Consider the following 14,991-nt stretch of genomic DNA (forward strand, 5'->3'; position numbering starts at 1 on the left):
TTGCGCGGGGATGACAGAGCAGGGGTGATAACGACGTTGCCCGTCACCGCAGCCCCGAGGCGCGGCAGGGGCATGAGGAGATGGGGTTCTCCGATGGCTGGGGGACGGTGGTCACCCAGCTTGAAGGCTATGCCAGGGGGCTGATGGCGCGCTGAGGCCCTGCGGGATCGTCGGCTGACGCCGCCGATCCGGGCGAGGGGGCGCTGCCCCCTCGCGCTCCCCCGGAGTATTTTTGCCAAGAAGAAGGGATCAGGGTTCGCCCATGGTCAGGGTGACGCGGTCGCCTGCGAACCATGTGCGGCCATATTCCACCGGCGTACCCGCGGCATCGACATTGATGCTGACCGCGCGCAGGATCGGGGCGCCGGGTTGCAGGCGCAGGTGCACGGCCTGGGTGGGCGAGGCCGTCTTGGCGGTGATCCGGGTCGAGGCGCGGGTATAGTCGGCCAATCCCTGGGCCCTGAAGGCTGCCGTGACCGAGCGGTGGTGGCGCAGGTCGTCCAGCATGGTGGGGAAGCGGTCGGCGGGAAAGACCGAGCGGGCGAGCGCGATGGGCTGGTCGTCTGAAAACGAGAGCCCTTCATAGGCATGGACGGCAGCGCCGGGCGCGAGGCCAAGTGCCAGAGCCTCGCGCGCATCGGCGGCGCGGGTGGCGAGGTGCAGGATTTCGCGCCCCGGCACCCGGCCCGAGGCCATGAGGTTCTGGTGGAAGCGCACCCGCTGGCCGATGGCGTAGTCGGTGGGCCGATGCGTCACGAATACGCCTGCGCCACGTCGGGAATGGACCGTGCCGTCCTCGGCCAGGGCCGACAGGGCGCGGCGCACGGTATGGCGGTTCACGCCGAAGCGGTCGGAAAGCTGCGCCTCGGTCGGCAGGCGGTCGCCGGGCTGGTAGTGGCCGCGCGCGATCTCGTCGCTGAGCGTGGCACGGATGGCCGTCCAGAGCGGGCTGCGTCCCATATGTCACCAAACTTTCATCATGCGGCACTTGCCCCGACTCGGGGGCGTCTGTATGGATTTGTCTAGTTGTATATATAAATGGACAACTTGGCAAGATGTCTGATCAAATTGAAATTGACGCCCGCAAGGCCCGGCTCTCGACGCTGGCCAAGGCACCGCATGCGCGGCTGCTGGACTTGTGGCAGGGCTTTGGCGCGGCGCCGGAGCATGAGGTGCTGCGCGCGCCCGAGATCGGCACCGTGATGGTGCGGGGACGCGCGGGGGCCGTGGGCGCGCCGTTCAACCTTGGCGAAATCACCGTGACGCGGTGTTCGGTCCGGTTGGGATCGGGCGCGGTTGGGCATGGCTATGTGCAGGGGCGCAGCCATGAGGCGGCGCGCGCTGTTGCGCTGATCGACGCCCTGTCCGAGGACGGGCAGGCGGCGGCGCTGGAGGCGGCGATCCTGTTGCCGCTGCGGGCCGAGGCCGAAGGCGGCAAGGCCGCGCGGGCCGAAAAGGCCGCCGCGACGAAGGTGGAATTCTTTACCATCGTGCGGGGAGAATGAGCATGGAAATGACGGCGATGGATGGCGGCTTTGCCGATGCCCCGCGTGAGGCGGCGCTGGCGTTTCGCGCGGCGTTGCAGGTGCTGGCCCGGCCCGGTCGGATCGACCGGCTGGCGGGTGCGGCGCCGCCCGCGCCGGCCTCGCCCGCTGCGGGGGCGCTTCTTCTGACGCTGTGCGACCCGGAAACCGGGGTCTATCTGGCGGGGGCGCATGACACGCAAGCGCTGCGCCAGTGGATCACCTTTCACTGCGGTGCGCCGCTGGTGGGGCCGGAGCAGGCCGATTTCGCGCTTGGAACATGGGCGGCGTTGCAGCCGGTCGGGGCCTATCGGATCGGGACGTCGGAATACCCGGACCGCTCGGCCACGCTGATCGTCGAGACGGAGGTGCTGGACCCCGCGGGCGCGCGGTTGACCGGGCCGGGGATCGAGGCCGAGGCGGCGCTGAGCCTGCCGGAGCTGGCGGCGTTCCAGGCCAATGCCAAGCGCTTCCCGCTGGGGTTCGACTGTTACTTCACCTGTGGCGACCGGGTGGCCGGTCTGCCGCGATCCACGACCGTGACGGAGGCTGGCTGATGTATGTGGCTGTAAAAGGCGGCGAGCGGGCGATCGACAATGCGCACGCGTGGCTGGCCGAGGAACGCCGGGGCGACACGGATGTGTCCGAGTTGAGCCTGGCCCAGATCCGCGAGCAACTGGCGCTGGCGGTGAACCGGGTGATGGCCGAGGGGTCGCTTTATGATCCCGACCTTGCGGCACTGGCGATCAAGCAGGCGCGGGGCGACATGATCGAGGCGGTGTTCCTGATCAGGGCCTACCGCACGACGTTGCCGCGGTTTGGCGCGTCGGCGCCGGTGGCGACCGGGGCGATGGCCTGTGACCGGCGCATCAGCGCGACCTTCAAGGATTTGCCGGGCGGGCAGGTACTGGGGCCGACCTTCGACTATACCCACCGGCTGCTGGATTTCGCGCTGGCCGCCGAGGGCGGTGAGGTGCCGGAGCCCGCGACCGGCGCGGCCACCGAGGGCGACCTGCCGCATGTGACAAGCTTTCTGGCGCGGGAAGACCTGATTCAGGACGAACCCGAGGGCCCGGCCACGCCGCGCGACCTGACGCGAGAGCCGCTGGATTTCCCGGCAGACCGGCCCCTGCGCTTGCAGGCGTTGACGCGGGGGGACGAGGGGTTCGTGCTGTCGATGGCTTATTCCACGCAACGCGGCTATGGCCGCAACCACCCCTTCGTGGGAGAGTTGCGCGTGGGCACGGTGCCGGTCGAGATGGAGATCCCGGAACTGGGCTTTGCCATCGAGATCGGCGAGGTGAAGGTCACCGAATGCGAGACCGTGAACCAGTTTCTGGGGAGCAAGAGCGAGCCGCCGCAATTCACGCGGGGCTATGGGCTGGTCTTCGGGCATTCGGAGCGCAAGGCGATTTCGATGGCGCTGGTGGACCGGGCGTTACGCTGGGAAGAACTGGGCGAAGATGACATGGGTGCGCCTGCGCAGGATGCGGAATTCGTGCTGTATCATTCGGATAACGTGCAGGCGACGGGGTTCCTCGAACATATCAAGCTGCCGCATTACGTCGACTTCCAGTCCGAACTGGAACTGATCCGGCGCATCCGGGCCGAGGCCATGGCCGCGCAGGGCGACGTGCAGGAGGCGGCGGAATGATCGCGGTCGTTGGCGCAAAAAAAGACGGCGCCACGATGGGCGCCGCTTTCAGGCTGTGGCGGTTGCCCCGGCGCGGCCGGGGCACAACAGCTTTACGCCGGAGCGCCGCTGTCCATCGTATCCGCGTCCGCGCGCTCTTCACGGCGCGCGAGGATGAATTTGTGAAGCGCGTTTGCGCCCATGGTGCAGCATACGACGGTGGCGATGCAGGCAAGGTAAAGTGTCATGTAACGTCTCCAGTTTGGTTTTACTCGTTGTGTCTCAGAACATCGCCCCGGTTTGTGGCACGTTGACGGCGGAGAATGGGAAATGATCAGCAATTATAACTTTGCCTATCTCGATGAGCAGACCAAGCGGATGATCCGCCGCGCCATCCTGAAGGGCGTCTCGGTTCCCGGTTATCAGGTGCCGTTTGCCAGCCGCGAAATGCCGATGCCCTATGGCTGGGGCACGGGCGGTGTGCAGGTCAGCGCGGCCTGCCTGACGCCCGACGATACCTTCAAGGTGATCGACCAGGGCGCGGACGATACGACCAACGCGGTTTCTATCCGCAAGTTCTTTGAAAAAACGGCTGGTGTGGCGGTGACCGAGCGCACATCCGACGCCACTGTGATCCAGACGCGGCACCGGATTCCGGAAACCGACCTGACAGAGGATCAGATCCTCGTCTATCAGGTGCCGATCCCCGAACCGCTGCGGTTTCTGGAACCGCGCGAGACCGAGACACGCAAGATGCACGCCTTGGAAGAATACGGCCTGATGCATGTTAAGCTGTATGAAGACATTGCAAAACATGGCGAAATAGCGACAGCCTATGCCTATCCGGTGAAAGTTGAAGGCCGCTACGTGATGGACCCTTCGCCGATTCCCAAGTTCGACAACCCGAAGCTGGAATCGGCGGCGCTGCAATTGTTCGGGGCCGGGCGCGAACAACGCATCTATGCGGTGCCACCTTATACCAAGGTGGTGAGCCTCGATTTCGAGGACTACCCGTTCGACCCCTCGCGCGCCGACCACCCGTGTGAATTGTGCGGGGCCGAGGACAGCTATCTCGACGAGGTGATCGTCGATGACGCGGGCGGGCGGATCTTCGTCTGTTCCGATACCGATTACTGCGCCGCGCGCCGCGAAAAAGGAGAGGCCGCATGACCGCCGCCGTGAAAGAGACCCCGGTGACCCCGCTGCTTGAGGTGCGAAACCTCTCCAAGTTCTATGGCGCGCGCATTGGCTGTGAGAACGTGAATTTCAATCTCTATCCCGGCGAGGTTCTGGGCATCGTGGGAGAGTCCGGCTCGGGAAAGTCCACCTTGCTGAACTGTCTTGCCGGCCATCTGCCGTCCGATAGCGGCGAGGTGATCTTCGACACCCGCGCCGACGGCCCGCAGGACACGCTGACCATGAGCGAGCCGGAACGGCGGATGTTGGGGCGCACCGATTGGGCCTTTGTTCACCAGAACCCGCGCGACGGGCTGCGGATGCGGATCAGCGCGGGCGGCAATGTGGGCGAGCGGCTGATGGCCGTGGGCGCGCGCCATTATGGCGACATCCGGCAGGAAGCCGGTGATTGGCTGGCGCGGGTCGAGATCGACATGAGCCGGATCGACGACCGCCCCTCGGGCTTTTCGGGCGGGATGCAGCAACGCCTGCAAATCGCGCGCAACCTTGTGACCGGGCCGCGACTGGTGTTCATGGACGAACCCACCGGCGGGCTGGACGTGAGCGTGCAGGCGCGTCTGCTGGACCTGTTGCGCGGTCTGGTGCGGCGGCTTGGGCTGTCTGCGATCATCGTCACCCACGATCTGGCGGTGGTGCGGCTGCTGGCCGACCGGCTGATGGTGATGAAGGGCGGGCAGGTGGTGGAAACCGGCCTGACGGACCAGGTGCTGGACGATCCGCAACACGCCTATACACAGTTGCTGGTCAGCTCGGTCCTGCAGGTATGATATGCTGACGGCCTACGGACATAGCGGCAAGGGGCTGATCGCGCTGGAGGCGGGGGCGGGGTCTCTCATCGACGATCGCGGCGCGGTGACGATCCCGGACGAGGCGGTGTGGATCGACCTTTTCCGCCCGCTGCCGCGACAGGTCGAGGCGGTGCGCGCCCTTGGCGTTGATGTGCCGACGCTGGAAGAGATGGAGCAGATCGAGATTTCAAACCGGCTGTTCCGCGAAGAGGGGCTGGAATACCTGACCGTCGTGCTGCCGGGAAAGACCGCGGATGGCGAGCCCTCTGCCGGGCCGGTGACCTTCATCCTGACACCCGACCGGCTGGTGACGGTGCGCCACCATGCGCCGCGCCCGTTCGAGGTTTTCCCGCCGCGCGCGGCGCAATCGGCGGCGGGGTGCGGGTCGCCCGACCGGATTTTCCTTGGGCTTGGGGAAGAGATCGTGGCGCGGCTGGCGGATTTGCTGGAAGCGGCGGGCCGGGTGCTGGACGAGGCCGCGCGCAGCGTCTTTGCCGAGGATGCCACCAGCGATTCCGACGCGTTGCAGGCGACCTTGCGGCGGGTCGGCCAACAGGGGGAACTGATCGGCCGGGTGCGGCTGGCCCTTCTGACCATGGAGCGTGCGGTATCCTATTTCGGCGCGATCGAGCGGGATGACCCGGCGCAAGCGCTGATCAAGGGGCTAATGCGCGATATTCAGGCCCTGTCGGTCCATAGCGATTACCTGTCCGGGCGGATCGGCCTGACAGTCGATGCCACGATGGGCATGATCAATCTCTTGCAGAATGCCACTGTGCGGATCGTGTCCGTGGCGGCGGTTCTGTTCCTGCCGCCGACGCTTGTTGCGTCGATCTACGGGATGAACTTTCACCTGATGCCAGAGCTGGACAGCCCGTGGGGCTATCCGGCGGCGCTGGCGTTGATGCTGGCCTCGGCGGTTGGCTGTTACCTGATTTTCAAATGGAAGAAATGGCTATGATCACGGTCGAAAACCTCGCCAAGTCCTTTACGCTGCACAATCAGGGCAGCGCGGTCATCCCGGTGCTGGAAGGGGCCGATTTCACCGTGGCCCCCGGCGAATGCGTGGCGCTGACGGGGGAAAGTGGCGCGGGCAAATCCACCGTCATGCGCATCCTCTACGGCAATTACCTGGCGCAGGCGGGGCGGGTGATGATCGGCGACGTGGACCTGACCGCCGCCGAACCGCGCGAGATCCTTGGCCTGCGGCGCGAGACACTGGGCTATGTCAGCCAGTTCCTGCGTGTGGTGCCCCGCGTGCCGACGCTGGAGGTGGTGGCAGAGCCGCTTTTGGCGCTTGGGGTCGCGGACGACGCGGCCTTTGCCCGCGCCCGTGACCTGCTGACCCGGCTGCGCATTCCCGAAACGCTGTGGGGCCTGTCACCCACCACCTTCTCGGGCGGGGAACAGCAGCGGGTGAACATCGCGCGCGGCTTTGCCCATGGCTATCCGGCGCTGCTGCTGGATGAGCCGACCGCGAGCCTCGATGCGCTGAACCGCGAAACGGTGTTGCAACTCATTGAAGAGGCCAAGGCGAACGGCGCGGCCATCGTCGGCATTTTCCACGACGTGGAGGCCCGCACCCGCGTGGCCGACCGCGAGGTCAATGTCAGCGCCTTCACCCCGGTCGCGGCATGAGCACCGGACGCTTCATCGCGGTCGTTGGCCCCTCGGGCGTTGGCAAGGACAGCGTGATGGAGGCGCTGATCGCGGCGCATCCCGATTTCCACCGGGTGCGGCGGGTTATCACCCGCCCCTCGGCGGCGGGGGGCGAGGATTTCGAGGGCGTCAGCCGGGCCGAGTTCGAAGCCCGCCGCGACGCCGGGGCCTTTGCCCTGTGGTGGCCCGCGCACGGGTTGCTGTACGGGATTCCAGCCTCGGTCCACAAAACCCTGTCGCTCGGGATCGACGTTCTGGCAAACCTGTCGCGTGCGCACCTGTTGGCGGCGGCCGAGGTGTTTCCCAGTCTGCACGTCCTGCACGTCACCGCCGCGCCCGAGGTGCTGGCGCAGCGGCTGGCGGCACGGGGGCGCGAAACGCCCGAGGATATCCGCGCCCGTCTGGCGCGCGAGGTGGCCTTGCCCGACGGGCTACGGGTGACCGAAGTGGACAATGGCGGGCGGCTGCAAGACAGTGTCGAGACCGCCCTTGCCGCGCTTTACCCCGAAAGGGTGTAGCGATGGAGGGCGTGAAACCTGCCTTGCGCGTCTTCTCCCATCAGGGCGAGGTCTGCGATGCGGTAGGGCTGCGGCAGGACCGGCGTGAACTCTTTGCGCAGGTGTTCGGCCATGGTCTCGGCGTTGTCGCCAAGACGGCCTGTCAGCGTCAGGTGAAAGCGGAACTCTTCCATCACGTAAGGGTAACCCCATTGGGCGAGGTTGGCCTCTTGCCGGGCAGAAAGATCCGATGCGCGGCGCCGTTCCAGCTCGGCCTCGGAGGGGGCGGAGCGGAAGGCATCGAGCCCTTTCACGGTTTCCGCCGCCAGATGCGTCAGCGTGTCGGAGGGGACAACCGGCACCACCGCGACGAAGCCGCCAAGGCGGCGCACGGTCAGGGCCGGAATCTCGACCGGCGCGAGCCGGGAAAACAGTGCGGTCGCGGCATCGCGCAGCGCTCCCTCGGTCATGCCGTCGGCCAGCCGGAAGGGTGGTTTCACGGTGCCGTGAAAGCCGTATTTGCGGGGCGTCCCGGTCATCTCGGCCACCGGGCGGGGCAGGCCCTCGACCTCGGGGTGATCCAGCTTGCAGCCCGCCACGCTGTCCCAACCCAGCCACGCGGCCCCCTTGGCGTAAAACGCCCCGTGGGGCACGGCGTAGATTCCGTAGCGGCGATAGGCGGTCATAATTCTTTCCTTTCCAACCTCGAAGAGGTCACGTTCAGATGACAGAAGAGACGATCCTTGCCAATGCACGGCTGGTGCTGCCCGAGGGCGAGATCACCGGCAGCCTGCGGATGGCGGATGGCGAGATCACCGATATTGCAGGGGGGGCGAGCGTGCCCGCCGGGGCCATCGACTGTGGCGGCGACTACGTTGCGCCGGGGCTGATCGAACTGCACACCGACAACCTCGAACGCCATATCCGCCCGCGCCCGAGCGCCGACTGGCCCCATGCCGCCGCCATCGTCGCCCATGACGCGGAACTGGCCGCGACGGGGATCACCACGGTCTTTGACGCGATCCGCGTGGGGTCGATCGAGGGCAAGGGCGGCGTCGGCTGGCGCCGCTATGCCCGCGCGCTGGCCGACGAGGTTCTGGCGATGCGCGCGAGCGGGGCGCTGAAGATCAGCCACCATTTGCATCTGCGCGCCGAGATCTGCTCGGACACGTTGATCGAGGAACTGGACGATTTCGGCCCCGAGGACCGCGTCGGCATCCTGAGCCTGATGGACCACACGCCGGGGCAGCGCCAATTCGCGGACCTGCGCCAATACGAGATCTACATGCGCGGCAAGCACGGCCTGTCGGAGGACGTCTTCAACGAGCATGTGGCGACCCGGGTGGCGCTGGGTGAAAAGGTGCGCGAGCCGCATGAGGCCGCCGCCGTGGCTGCCGCGCAGCGCTTTGGCGCGGTGATGGCGAGCCATGACGACACGACCGAAACGCATGTGACGCGGTCTGCCGAGCATGGCATCGCGCTGGCCGAGTTTCCCACGACCGAGGCCGCCGCGCGCGCCTGTCAGGCGCATGGCATCGCGGTGATGATGGGGGCGCCCAACCTTGTGCGGGGCGGGTCGCATTCGGGCAACGTGGCCGCCGGGGAACTGGCCGAATTGGGGCTGCTGGATATCCTGTCGTCCGACTACGTGCCTTCGGCGCTGCTCTATGCTGCGGTGAAGCTGGGCGTGTTGTGGGACTCGATGCCCGACGCCATCGCCACCGTCACAAGCGCCCCGGCCAAGGCCTCGGGGCTGGAAGACCGGGGGCAATTGGTGCCGGGGCTGCGGGCCGATGTGCTGCGCTTCGGTCTGTCGGGCGAGGTGCCGCTGTTGCGCGGAGTCTGGTCGCATGGAGTTCGCGTGGCCTGAGGGCAGGGCGCGGCGCGGCGCCCGCCCGTGCGGGGCCGGTGTTCGGGGTTTCAAAATACCCGCACGCCTTCGCGCCAGACGGCGCTGACCTGCGGCTGGCCGTGCACCACGCGCACGGCGGCAAGGTCAGCGCGCAGGCCTTCCTCGATCCGGCCCCGGTCGCCCAAACCGGTCAATTGTGCCGGGCGGTCGGTGACCAGGGCGACGGCTTCGTGCAGCTTGTGGGGCAGGGCGGGATCGGCGGCGATGGCAAAGGCCGCATCCAGCGGACTGCGCGGGATGTAGTCGGACGCCAGCACATCCACCAACCGCTGTTCCAGCAGGGTCCGCACCGCGACATTGCCCGATTGCGACCCGCCGCGCAGGTAGTTGGGGGCGCCCGCCACGATGGCCTGCCCGTAATCGCGTGCCTTGCGGGCGGCATCCAGCGTTGTGGGAAATTCCGAGATCGTGACGCCCTCGGCCTGTGCCTGATCGACATGGTCGAGCGTGCGGTCATCATGGCTCATCAATGGCAGGGCGTGGGCGTGGGTGGCGGCGACCACATGGGCGCGCACTTCGGCACCGACGCGGGCCGAGCGGTCCAGCAGTTCCTGCATCCGCAGACGGCCCTCTGCCTCGTCGATCTCCATCTCGTGGATCATGTGGTGGAACCAGCGCTCCATGTCGGGGCTTTGGCGGTCGCCGGGGGTGTGGTCCATGACCGAAACCAGCCGCGCGAGGCCCTTGCCGATGGTGGCATCGACCAGATCAATCGTGGCGGGGTCGGAGATTTCGCAGCGCATGTGCAGCAGGTGCTCGGCGCGGAACAGGCCATTGGACACGCCATGCTCGATCGCCTCGACCAGAGGTCCGAGGATTTCGCGCCGCTCGGGTCGCTTCATCGAGGCACCGACGGAAAGCGAGTCGAACACCGTCGTGGTGCCGCCCGAGATCACCACCCCGTCATGGGCCATCAGCGCGGGCAGGAAGGCCCATTGCACCGTGTTGCGGGGGTGCACATGGGCCTCGACATGGTCGGTGTGCAGATCGACGATCCCGGGGATCAGGACGTGCCCCGACAGGTCCACGCCCTCGCCCCGGTCAGAGGCAAAGCCCGCGATCCGGCCGCTCTCCACGCGCAGGGTGGCCTCGATCAAGCCTTCGGGCGTGACGATGGTGGCGTTGGACAGGGTCAAGGGGGCGGGGGCGACGGCGTCGAACATGGGTCTCTCCTGAATGCGCGTGTGCGCGTCAGAAGACCCCCGCCGGTAACGGCTTCATGTCGGGGGGATGAAGTTTCGGTGACGGTGGTGGGCCGGGGCTTCCCTGGGTCGGGCGGTGGCGGTTAGCTGCCGGTGACACACACCCGAAGGACCAAAGCCATGAAGCGCCTGAGCGAAGCCCCCACCATCCACCCAGAGGCCAGCGTGGCCCCCGACGTTTCCCTTGGCCGCTGGACCGAGGTCGGGCGCGGCACGCAGATGAAGGACAGCCAGATGGGCGATTACTCCTACATCTGCGAATGGGGCCACGTCATCTGGACCACGGTCGGCAAGTTTACCAACATCGCCAATGGCGCGCGGATCAATCCCGGCAACCACCCGACATGGCGGGCCTGCCAGCACCATGCGGTGTATCGCGCGGCGGCCTACGGGTTGGGCGAGGACGAGGACGACTTCTTCGGATGGCGCAAGGAGCATTGGGTGACCATCGGCCACGATGTCTGGATCGGCCATGGCGTCACCATCACCGCCGGGGTCAGCATCGGCGACGGGGCCGTGGTGGGCGCGGGGGCCGTGGTGACCAAGGACGTGGCGCCCTACACCATCGTCGGCGGGGTGCCCGCCAAACCGATCCGCCGCCGCTTTTCGGAAGCCCAGGCCGAGGCGCTGCAAGAGATCGCGTGGTGGGACTGGAGCCACGAGGCATTCGGGGCGGCATTGCCCGATTTCCGAAAATTGTCGGTGGATGAATTCATAGACAAATACCGCTGAGCGGGAGTTGGGGGGCTGCCAAAGCCCCCTGATTTGACGTGGTTTTCCATGGTTTTCCGCAAATTCAGACAAGTTTTCGGCGTAACATTAACTTCATATATCGTTCGTCAAGCTTTCACATCCGCGCCGTAGCCGATGGCTCGTGTTCAGGGGCGGATCGGCTGCATTCGGCAGGTGGCCCCCCTGAGGCTGAAACGCATTCAGGACGGGACAGAAACGATGTTCAAGAAATCCTTGGTCGCCCTCATCATGGGCGCGACCGCCCTCACCTCGACCGCAGCTTTTGCCGAAAGCCATGGCGGCTCTGCCGATTGGCGTGACGAAGTTCCGGTGTTCCGCATCGGCATCCTCGGCGGCGAAAACGAAGCCGACCGCCTGCGCGACCACGCTTGCCAGCAGGCTTATCTGGAAGAGCGTCTTGGCGTTCCGGTCGAACTCTACCCCGCCTCCGACTATGCTGGCGTTCTTCAGGGCCTGCTGGCCGGTCAGCTGGAATTCGCTGGTCTGGGCTCTTCGGGCTATGCCGGCATCTACCTGCAAGACCCCGAAGCGGTTGAGCCGCTCTACACCGTCATGCAGGTGGATGGCTCGCTCGGCTATTACTCGGTCATGTATACCCGCGCCGACAGCGGCATCGAGAGCCTGGCCGACATGGAAGGCCACAGCCTGGCGTTCGCTGACCCGAACTCCACCTCCGGCTACCTGGTCCCGTCCTACGAATTGGCCAATGAAGAAGGCCTCAACATGGACACCTACTTCTCGCAGACCGGCTTTGGTGGCGGCCACGAGCAGGCGGTTGTCGCGGTTCTGAACGGTCAGTACGACGCTGGCGTTACCTGGACGTCGGGTGTTGGCAACTACGACGAAGGTTACTCGCGCGGCAACCTGCGTTCGATGGTGGATCGCGGCATGCTGGACATGAACGAGATCCGCGTTCTGTGGCAGTCGAACCTGATCACCAACGGCCCCCGCGTCATCCGTTCCGACGTTCCGCAGGAACTGAAAGACCTGGTGATGGGCGCCATGATGCAGCTGCAGGTCCAGGACCGCGAATGCTTCGATGCCATCAACGACGGTGAGTCGCTCGGCTACTGGCCGATCAACCACGACTTCTACACGCCGATCATCAACATGCGTCGTGAGGCCGCCAGCAACCGCTGAGCCGACCAGACCTAACGCCGCGGAGCTGGCCCTTGCGCCCGCTCCGCGGTTTTTCCTTTGCCGGGGGGCCAAGGCCCGGCCCGGCCCAGACTTCGGGACCGCCTCCATGCTCAAGCTCGACAAGTTGACCCGCCGCTTCAAGGATACCGTCGCGGTGTCCTCTGCATCGCTCGACATCCCCGACGGCCAGATGGTCGGAATCATCGGTCGTTCCGGCGCGGGGAAATCCACCCTTCTGCGCCTGCTCAACCGGCTGATCGACCCGAGCGACGGTCAGATCCTGTTCGGCGACAACGACATTGCGCAACTCAGGGGGCGCGACCTGCGCGCGTGGCGGTCTGACTGCGCAATGATCTTTCAGCAGTTCAACCTTGTGGGCCGTCTCGACGTGCTGACCAACGTGATGACCGGTCGCCTCTTCGAAATGCCGGGCTGGCGCGCGATGGCACAGATCTTCACCGCCGAGGAACGCGCGCTGGCGGTGCAGGCGCTGGATCGCCTCGGCATGGCGCACACCGCGCTGCAACGGGCCGAGACGCTTTCGGGCGGGCAACAGCAACGGGTGGCGATTGCGCGTGCCTTGGCGCAGCAGCCGCGCATCCTGTTGGCAGATGAACCGATTGCCTCGCTCGACCCGATGAACGCCAAGATCGTGATGGACAGCCTGCGCTCGATCAACCGCGAGGATGGCATCACCGTGATCTGCAACCTGCACACGTTGGACACCGCGCGCGACTATTGCGACCGGATTATCGGAATGCAGGACGGCCGCGTGGTGTTCGATGGCACGCCCGAGCAACTGACCCTTGGCATGGCGCGCGACATCTACGGCGCCGAAGCGGGCGAGGCCTTCAACGAGGCCGCGACCTCCACCTCGCTCGGGGCGCGTCCCGCGCCCGCGCGCGCAACCGCCTGAGGTCCGCGACATGAGTGACCAAAACGACGCCGTCAGCACCTTCGAGCGCCACCGCGCCGAACTGCTGGCCTCCAAGCGGCTGATGACCATCGTCGCCCTTGCGATCTTCCTGATTTGCGTGGCCCTGTCCGTCTGGATCAGCCGCTTTACACCCGAGCGGCTGGCCAATGGCGTGCCGCGCATTTTCGAATATTTCCAGACGATCGTTCCCCAACTGCAATGGGATGTGCTGTTCGAGGCACGTAACGAGGCGGGCCGCGCGACGCCGGGGTCGCTGACCTACTGGTATGCCGATTTCTGGACCTATATCGAGCTGATCGGCGAAACGATCCTGATGGCCATCACCGCCACCATGATCGGCGCCATCGGCGCTTTCGTCCTCAGCTTCCCGGCCGCGCACAACTTTGCCCCGAACAGCTGGGTGCATTGGCTGTCCCGCCGGTTCCTCGAACTCTGCCGTGGCATCCCCGAGATCCTGCTGGCCCTCGTGCTGGTGTTCATGGTGGGGATCGGTCCACTGGCGGGCGTGGTCGCCATCGCAATCCACACCACCGGCGCGCTTGGCAAGCTCTTCTCGGAAGTAAACGAAAACGCTTCGTCCCGGCCTGTCGAGGGCATCGCCGCCGTCGGCGGCACATGGGTGCAGCAGATGCTTTACGGCGTCGTGCCCCAAGTGACGCCCAACTTCACCAGCTATGCCCTGTTGCGCTTCGAGATCAATGTCCGCGCCTCGTCGATCATCGGCTTTGTCGGCGCCGGCGGCATCGGGCAGGAACTCAACCGGGTGATTTCCTTCTACTCGGATGACCGCGTGCTGGCGGTGCTGATCCTCGTGGTGCTGACCGTGACCGTGATCGACCTGATCTCGGAACGCCTGCGCCTTGGCTTCATCGGACGGGAGAATTTCGCATGAGCACCGCCCTCGTTTCCCCCGCCCTAATGGCCGATGTCCGGGCCACGCATCCCGAGGTCTTCGGCACCGCGTGGAAGACCGTCAAGAAATGGGCCCCGTGGGTCATCGCGCTGGTCTACCTCGTCTGGTCGTTGTGGTATTTCGATATTGCCCGCCTGCTCAACGCGTCCGAGCGGGTCTGGGACTTGCTGCGCAACTTCGTTGTGTGGCGCGACATGGAAAGCTGGCAATACGGCAACATCTACACCGGCATCGCGCAGACGCTGGCGATGGCCTTTCTCGGCACGCTTCTGGGGTCTATCGGGGCGCTTTTCGTCGGCTTCCTTGCCGCGCGCAACGTGATGCCGTTCCTCGTGGTGCGTCAGGTGATCCGCAGGGTGCTGGACGTGCTGCGCGGTGTCGATCAACTGGTCTGGGGTCTCGTCTTCGTGCGCTCGGTCGGGCTGGGGCCGCTGGCTGGCGTGCTGGCGATTTTCGTCAGCGACCTTGGCACGCTGTCCAAGCTCTATTCCGAGGCAATCGAGAACATCGACCGCAAGCAGGTCGAGGGCGTAAGGGCCACCGGGGCCGGTCCGCTGGCGGTGATCCGCTATGGCTACATCCCGCAGGTTCTGCCGGTCTTCATCTCGCAATCGCTGTATTTCCTCGAGTCCAACACCCGCTCGGCCACCATCCTCGGGATCGTGGGCGCCGGCGGTATCGGCATGATCATCATCGAACGCTTCCGCGCGAGCCTGTATGATCAGGTCGCCTTCGTGGTGCTGAACGTGCTGGTGCTGATCTTCCTGATCGACTGGCTCAGCAAACGCGTGCGCCTTTGGGCGATCGGCAAGAACACCGATTGATCCGACCACACCG

General features: G+C 65.9%; 18 protein-coding genes and 1 pseudogene. 15 read left to right on the forward strand and 4 right to left on the reverse strand.

All coding sequences use genetic code 11. The annotated features are described in order from the left end of the window. Window positions 1-38: 38 nt before the first annotated feature. Window positions 39-155, forward strand: a pseudogene (locus BKY27_RS20325) (polyketide cyclase); the annotation flags it as partial. A gap of 94 nt (window positions 156-249) precedes the next feature. On the opposite strand, the gene phnF reads toward BKY27_RS20325, so the two are convergent. Next, window positions 250-960, reverse strand: coding sequence for a phosphonate metabolism transcriptional regulator PhnF (gene phnF / locus BKY27_RS05820; protein ID WP_071673514.1), 711 nt, complete (start codon window positions 958-960; stop codon window positions 250-252). Window positions 961-1,055: 95 nt separating this feature from the next. On the opposite strand from phnF, the gene phnG reads away from it, so the two are divergent. Genes phnG through BKY27_RS05835 form a run of 3 tightly spaced genes read left to right on the forward strand, consistent with a single transcriptional unit; the run spans window position 1,056 to window position 3,177 of the window. Next, window positions 1,056-1,505, forward strand: coding sequence for a phosphonate C-P lyase system protein PhnG (gene phnG, locus BKY27_RS05825; RefSeq protein ID WP_071673515.1), 450 nt, complete (start codon window positions 1,056-1,058; stop codon window positions 1,503-1,505). A gap of 2 nt (window positions 1,506-1,507) precedes the next feature. Continuing rightward, window positions 1,508-2,080 (forward strand): phosphonate C-P lyase system protein PhnH, encoded by a 573-nt coding sequence (gene phnH, locus BKY27_RS05830; RefSeq protein ID WP_071673516.1) that lies wholly within the window; start codon window positions 1,508-1,510, stop codon window positions 2,078-2,080. Beyond that, on the forward strand, window positions 2,080-3,177 hold the full coding sequence (locus BKY27_RS05835) for a carbon-phosphorus lyase complex subunit PhnI (protein ID WP_071673517.1): 1,098 nt from the start codon (window positions 2,080-2,082) through the stop codon (window positions 3,175-3,177). Before phnH ends, BKY27_RS05835 begins: the two co-directional genes overlap by 1 nt. A 92-nt stretch (window positions 3,178-3,269) precedes the next feature. Here the strand turns inward: BKY27_RS05835 and BKY27_RS20505 are convergent, their stop codons facing one another. Further along, the gene (locus BKY27_RS20505; RefSeq protein WP_267888885.1) at window positions 3,270-3,404 is read right to left on the reverse strand and encodes a hypothetical protein; all 135 of its coding nucleotides are present in this window, start codon (window positions 3,402-3,404) and stop codon (window positions 3,270-3,272) included. Window positions 3,405-3,489: 85 nt separating this feature from the next. Between BKY27_RS20505 and BKY27_RS05840 the strand changes: the two genes are divergently transcribed. From BKY27_RS05840 to phnN, 5 genes are read left to right on the forward strand one after another with little or no spacing between them, the layout of a single operon-like run. Then, window positions 3,490-4,326: an alpha-D-ribose 1-methylphosphonate 5-phosphate C-P-lyase PhnJ gene (locus tag BKY27_RS05840; RefSeq protein ID WP_071673699.1), complete on the forward strand. Its 837-nt coding sequence runs from the start codon at window positions 3,490-3,492 to the stop codon at window positions 4,324-4,326. A 23-nt stretch (window positions 4,327-4,349) separates the two neighbouring features. Next, a complete protein-coding gene (gene phnK, locus BKY27_RS05845) occupies window positions 4,350-5,120 on the forward strand; it encodes a phosphonate C-P lyase system protein PhnK (RefSeq protein WP_071673700.1) in 771 nt (256 codons plus the stop codon). Between the two features lies 1 nt (window position 5,121). Further along, complete coding sequence (locus BKY27_RS05850) at window positions 5,122-6,102, forward strand: magnesium transporter CorA family protein (RefSeq protein WP_071673518.1); 981 nt, start codon at window positions 5,122-5,124, stop codon at window positions 6,100-6,102. Next, on the forward strand, window positions 6,099-6,779 hold the full coding sequence (phnL, locus tag BKY27_RS05855; protein ID WP_071673519.1) for a phosphonate C-P lyase system protein PhnL: 681 nt from the start codon (window positions 6,099-6,101) through the stop codon (window positions 6,777-6,779). The genes BKY27_RS05850 and phnL overlap by 4 nt, the downstream gene beginning before the upstream one ends. Then, complete coding sequence (phnN, locus tag BKY27_RS05860; protein ID WP_071673520.1) at window positions 6,776-7,318, forward strand: phosphonate metabolism protein/1,5-bisphosphokinase (PRPP-forming) PhnN; 543 nt, start codon at window positions 6,776-6,778, stop codon at window positions 7,316-7,318. The genes phnL and phnN overlap by 4 nt, the downstream gene beginning before the upstream one ends. Here the strand turns inward: phnN and BKY27_RS05865 are convergent. Then, window positions 7,300-7,983 (reverse strand): DUF1045 domain-containing protein, encoded by a 684-nt coding sequence (locus BKY27_RS05865; RefSeq protein WP_071673521.1) that lies wholly within the window; start codon window positions 7,981-7,983, stop codon window positions 7,300-7,302. The genes phnN and BKY27_RS05865 overlap by 19 nt on opposite strands. Window positions 7,984-8,021: 38 nt before the next feature. Here BKY27_RS05865 and BKY27_RS05870 point away from each other — a divergent pair, with 38 nt between their 5' ends. Continuing rightward, a complete protein-coding gene (locus BKY27_RS05870) occupies window positions 8,022-9,167 on the forward strand; it encodes an alpha-D-ribose 1-methylphosphonate 5-triphosphate diphosphatase (RefSeq protein WP_071673522.1) in 1,146 nt (381 codons plus the stop codon). Window positions 9,168-9,217: 50 nt separating this feature from the next. Here the strand turns inward: BKY27_RS05870 and BKY27_RS05875 are convergent, their stop codons facing one another. Continuing rightward, window positions 9,218-10,372, reverse strand: coding sequence for an alpha-D-ribose 1-methylphosphonate 5-triphosphate diphosphatase (locus BKY27_RS05875; protein WP_071673523.1), 1,155 nt, complete (start codon window positions 10,370-10,372; stop codon window positions 9,218-9,220). 159 nt (window positions 10,373-10,531) lie between these two features. Between BKY27_RS05875 and BKY27_RS05880 the strand changes: the two genes are divergently transcribed. From BKY27_RS05880 to phnE (BKY27_RS05900), 5 genes are all read left to right on the forward strand, one after another. Then, on the forward strand, window positions 10,532-11,143 hold the full coding sequence (locus BKY27_RS05880; RefSeq protein WP_071673524.1) for a DapH/DapD/GlmU-related protein: 612 nt from the start codon (window positions 10,532-10,534) through the stop codon (window positions 11,141-11,143). Between the two features lie 135 nt (window positions 11,144-11,278). After that, window positions 11,279-12,304, forward strand: a complete 1,026-nt coding sequence (gene phnD, locus BKY27_RS05885) for a phosphonate ABC transporter substrate-binding protein (RefSeq protein WP_233491784.1) — start codon at window positions 11,279-11,281, stop codon at window positions 12,302-12,304. A 106-nt stretch (window positions 12,305-12,410) separates the two neighbouring features. Next, on the forward strand, window positions 12,411-13,220 hold the full coding sequence (gene phnC / locus BKY27_RS05890) for a phosphonate ABC transporter ATP-binding protein (RefSeq protein ID WP_071673526.1): 810 nt from the start codon (window positions 12,411-12,413) through the stop codon (window positions 13,218-13,220). A gap of 10 nt (window positions 13,221-13,230) precedes the next feature. Continuing rightward, window positions 13,231-14,133, forward strand: a complete 903-nt coding sequence (gene phnE, locus BKY27_RS05895) for a phosphonate ABC transporter, permease protein PhnE (RefSeq protein ID WP_071673527.1) — start codon at window positions 13,231-13,233, stop codon at window positions 14,131-14,133. Further along, a complete protein-coding gene (phnE, locus tag BKY27_RS05900) occupies window positions 14,130-14,978 on the forward strand; it encodes a phosphonate ABC transporter, permease protein PhnE (RefSeq protein ID WP_071673528.1) in 849 nt (282 codons plus the stop codon). Before phnE (BKY27_RS05895) ends, phnE (BKY27_RS05900) begins: the two co-directional genes overlap by 4 nt. Window positions 14,979-14,991 lie beyond the last annotated feature (13 nt).

Source organism: Nioella nitratireducens (assembly GCF_001879715.1).
Classification (GTDB): domain Bacteria; phylum Pseudomonadota; class Alphaproteobacteria; order Rhodobacterales; family Rhodobacteraceae; genus Nioella; species Nioella nitratireducens.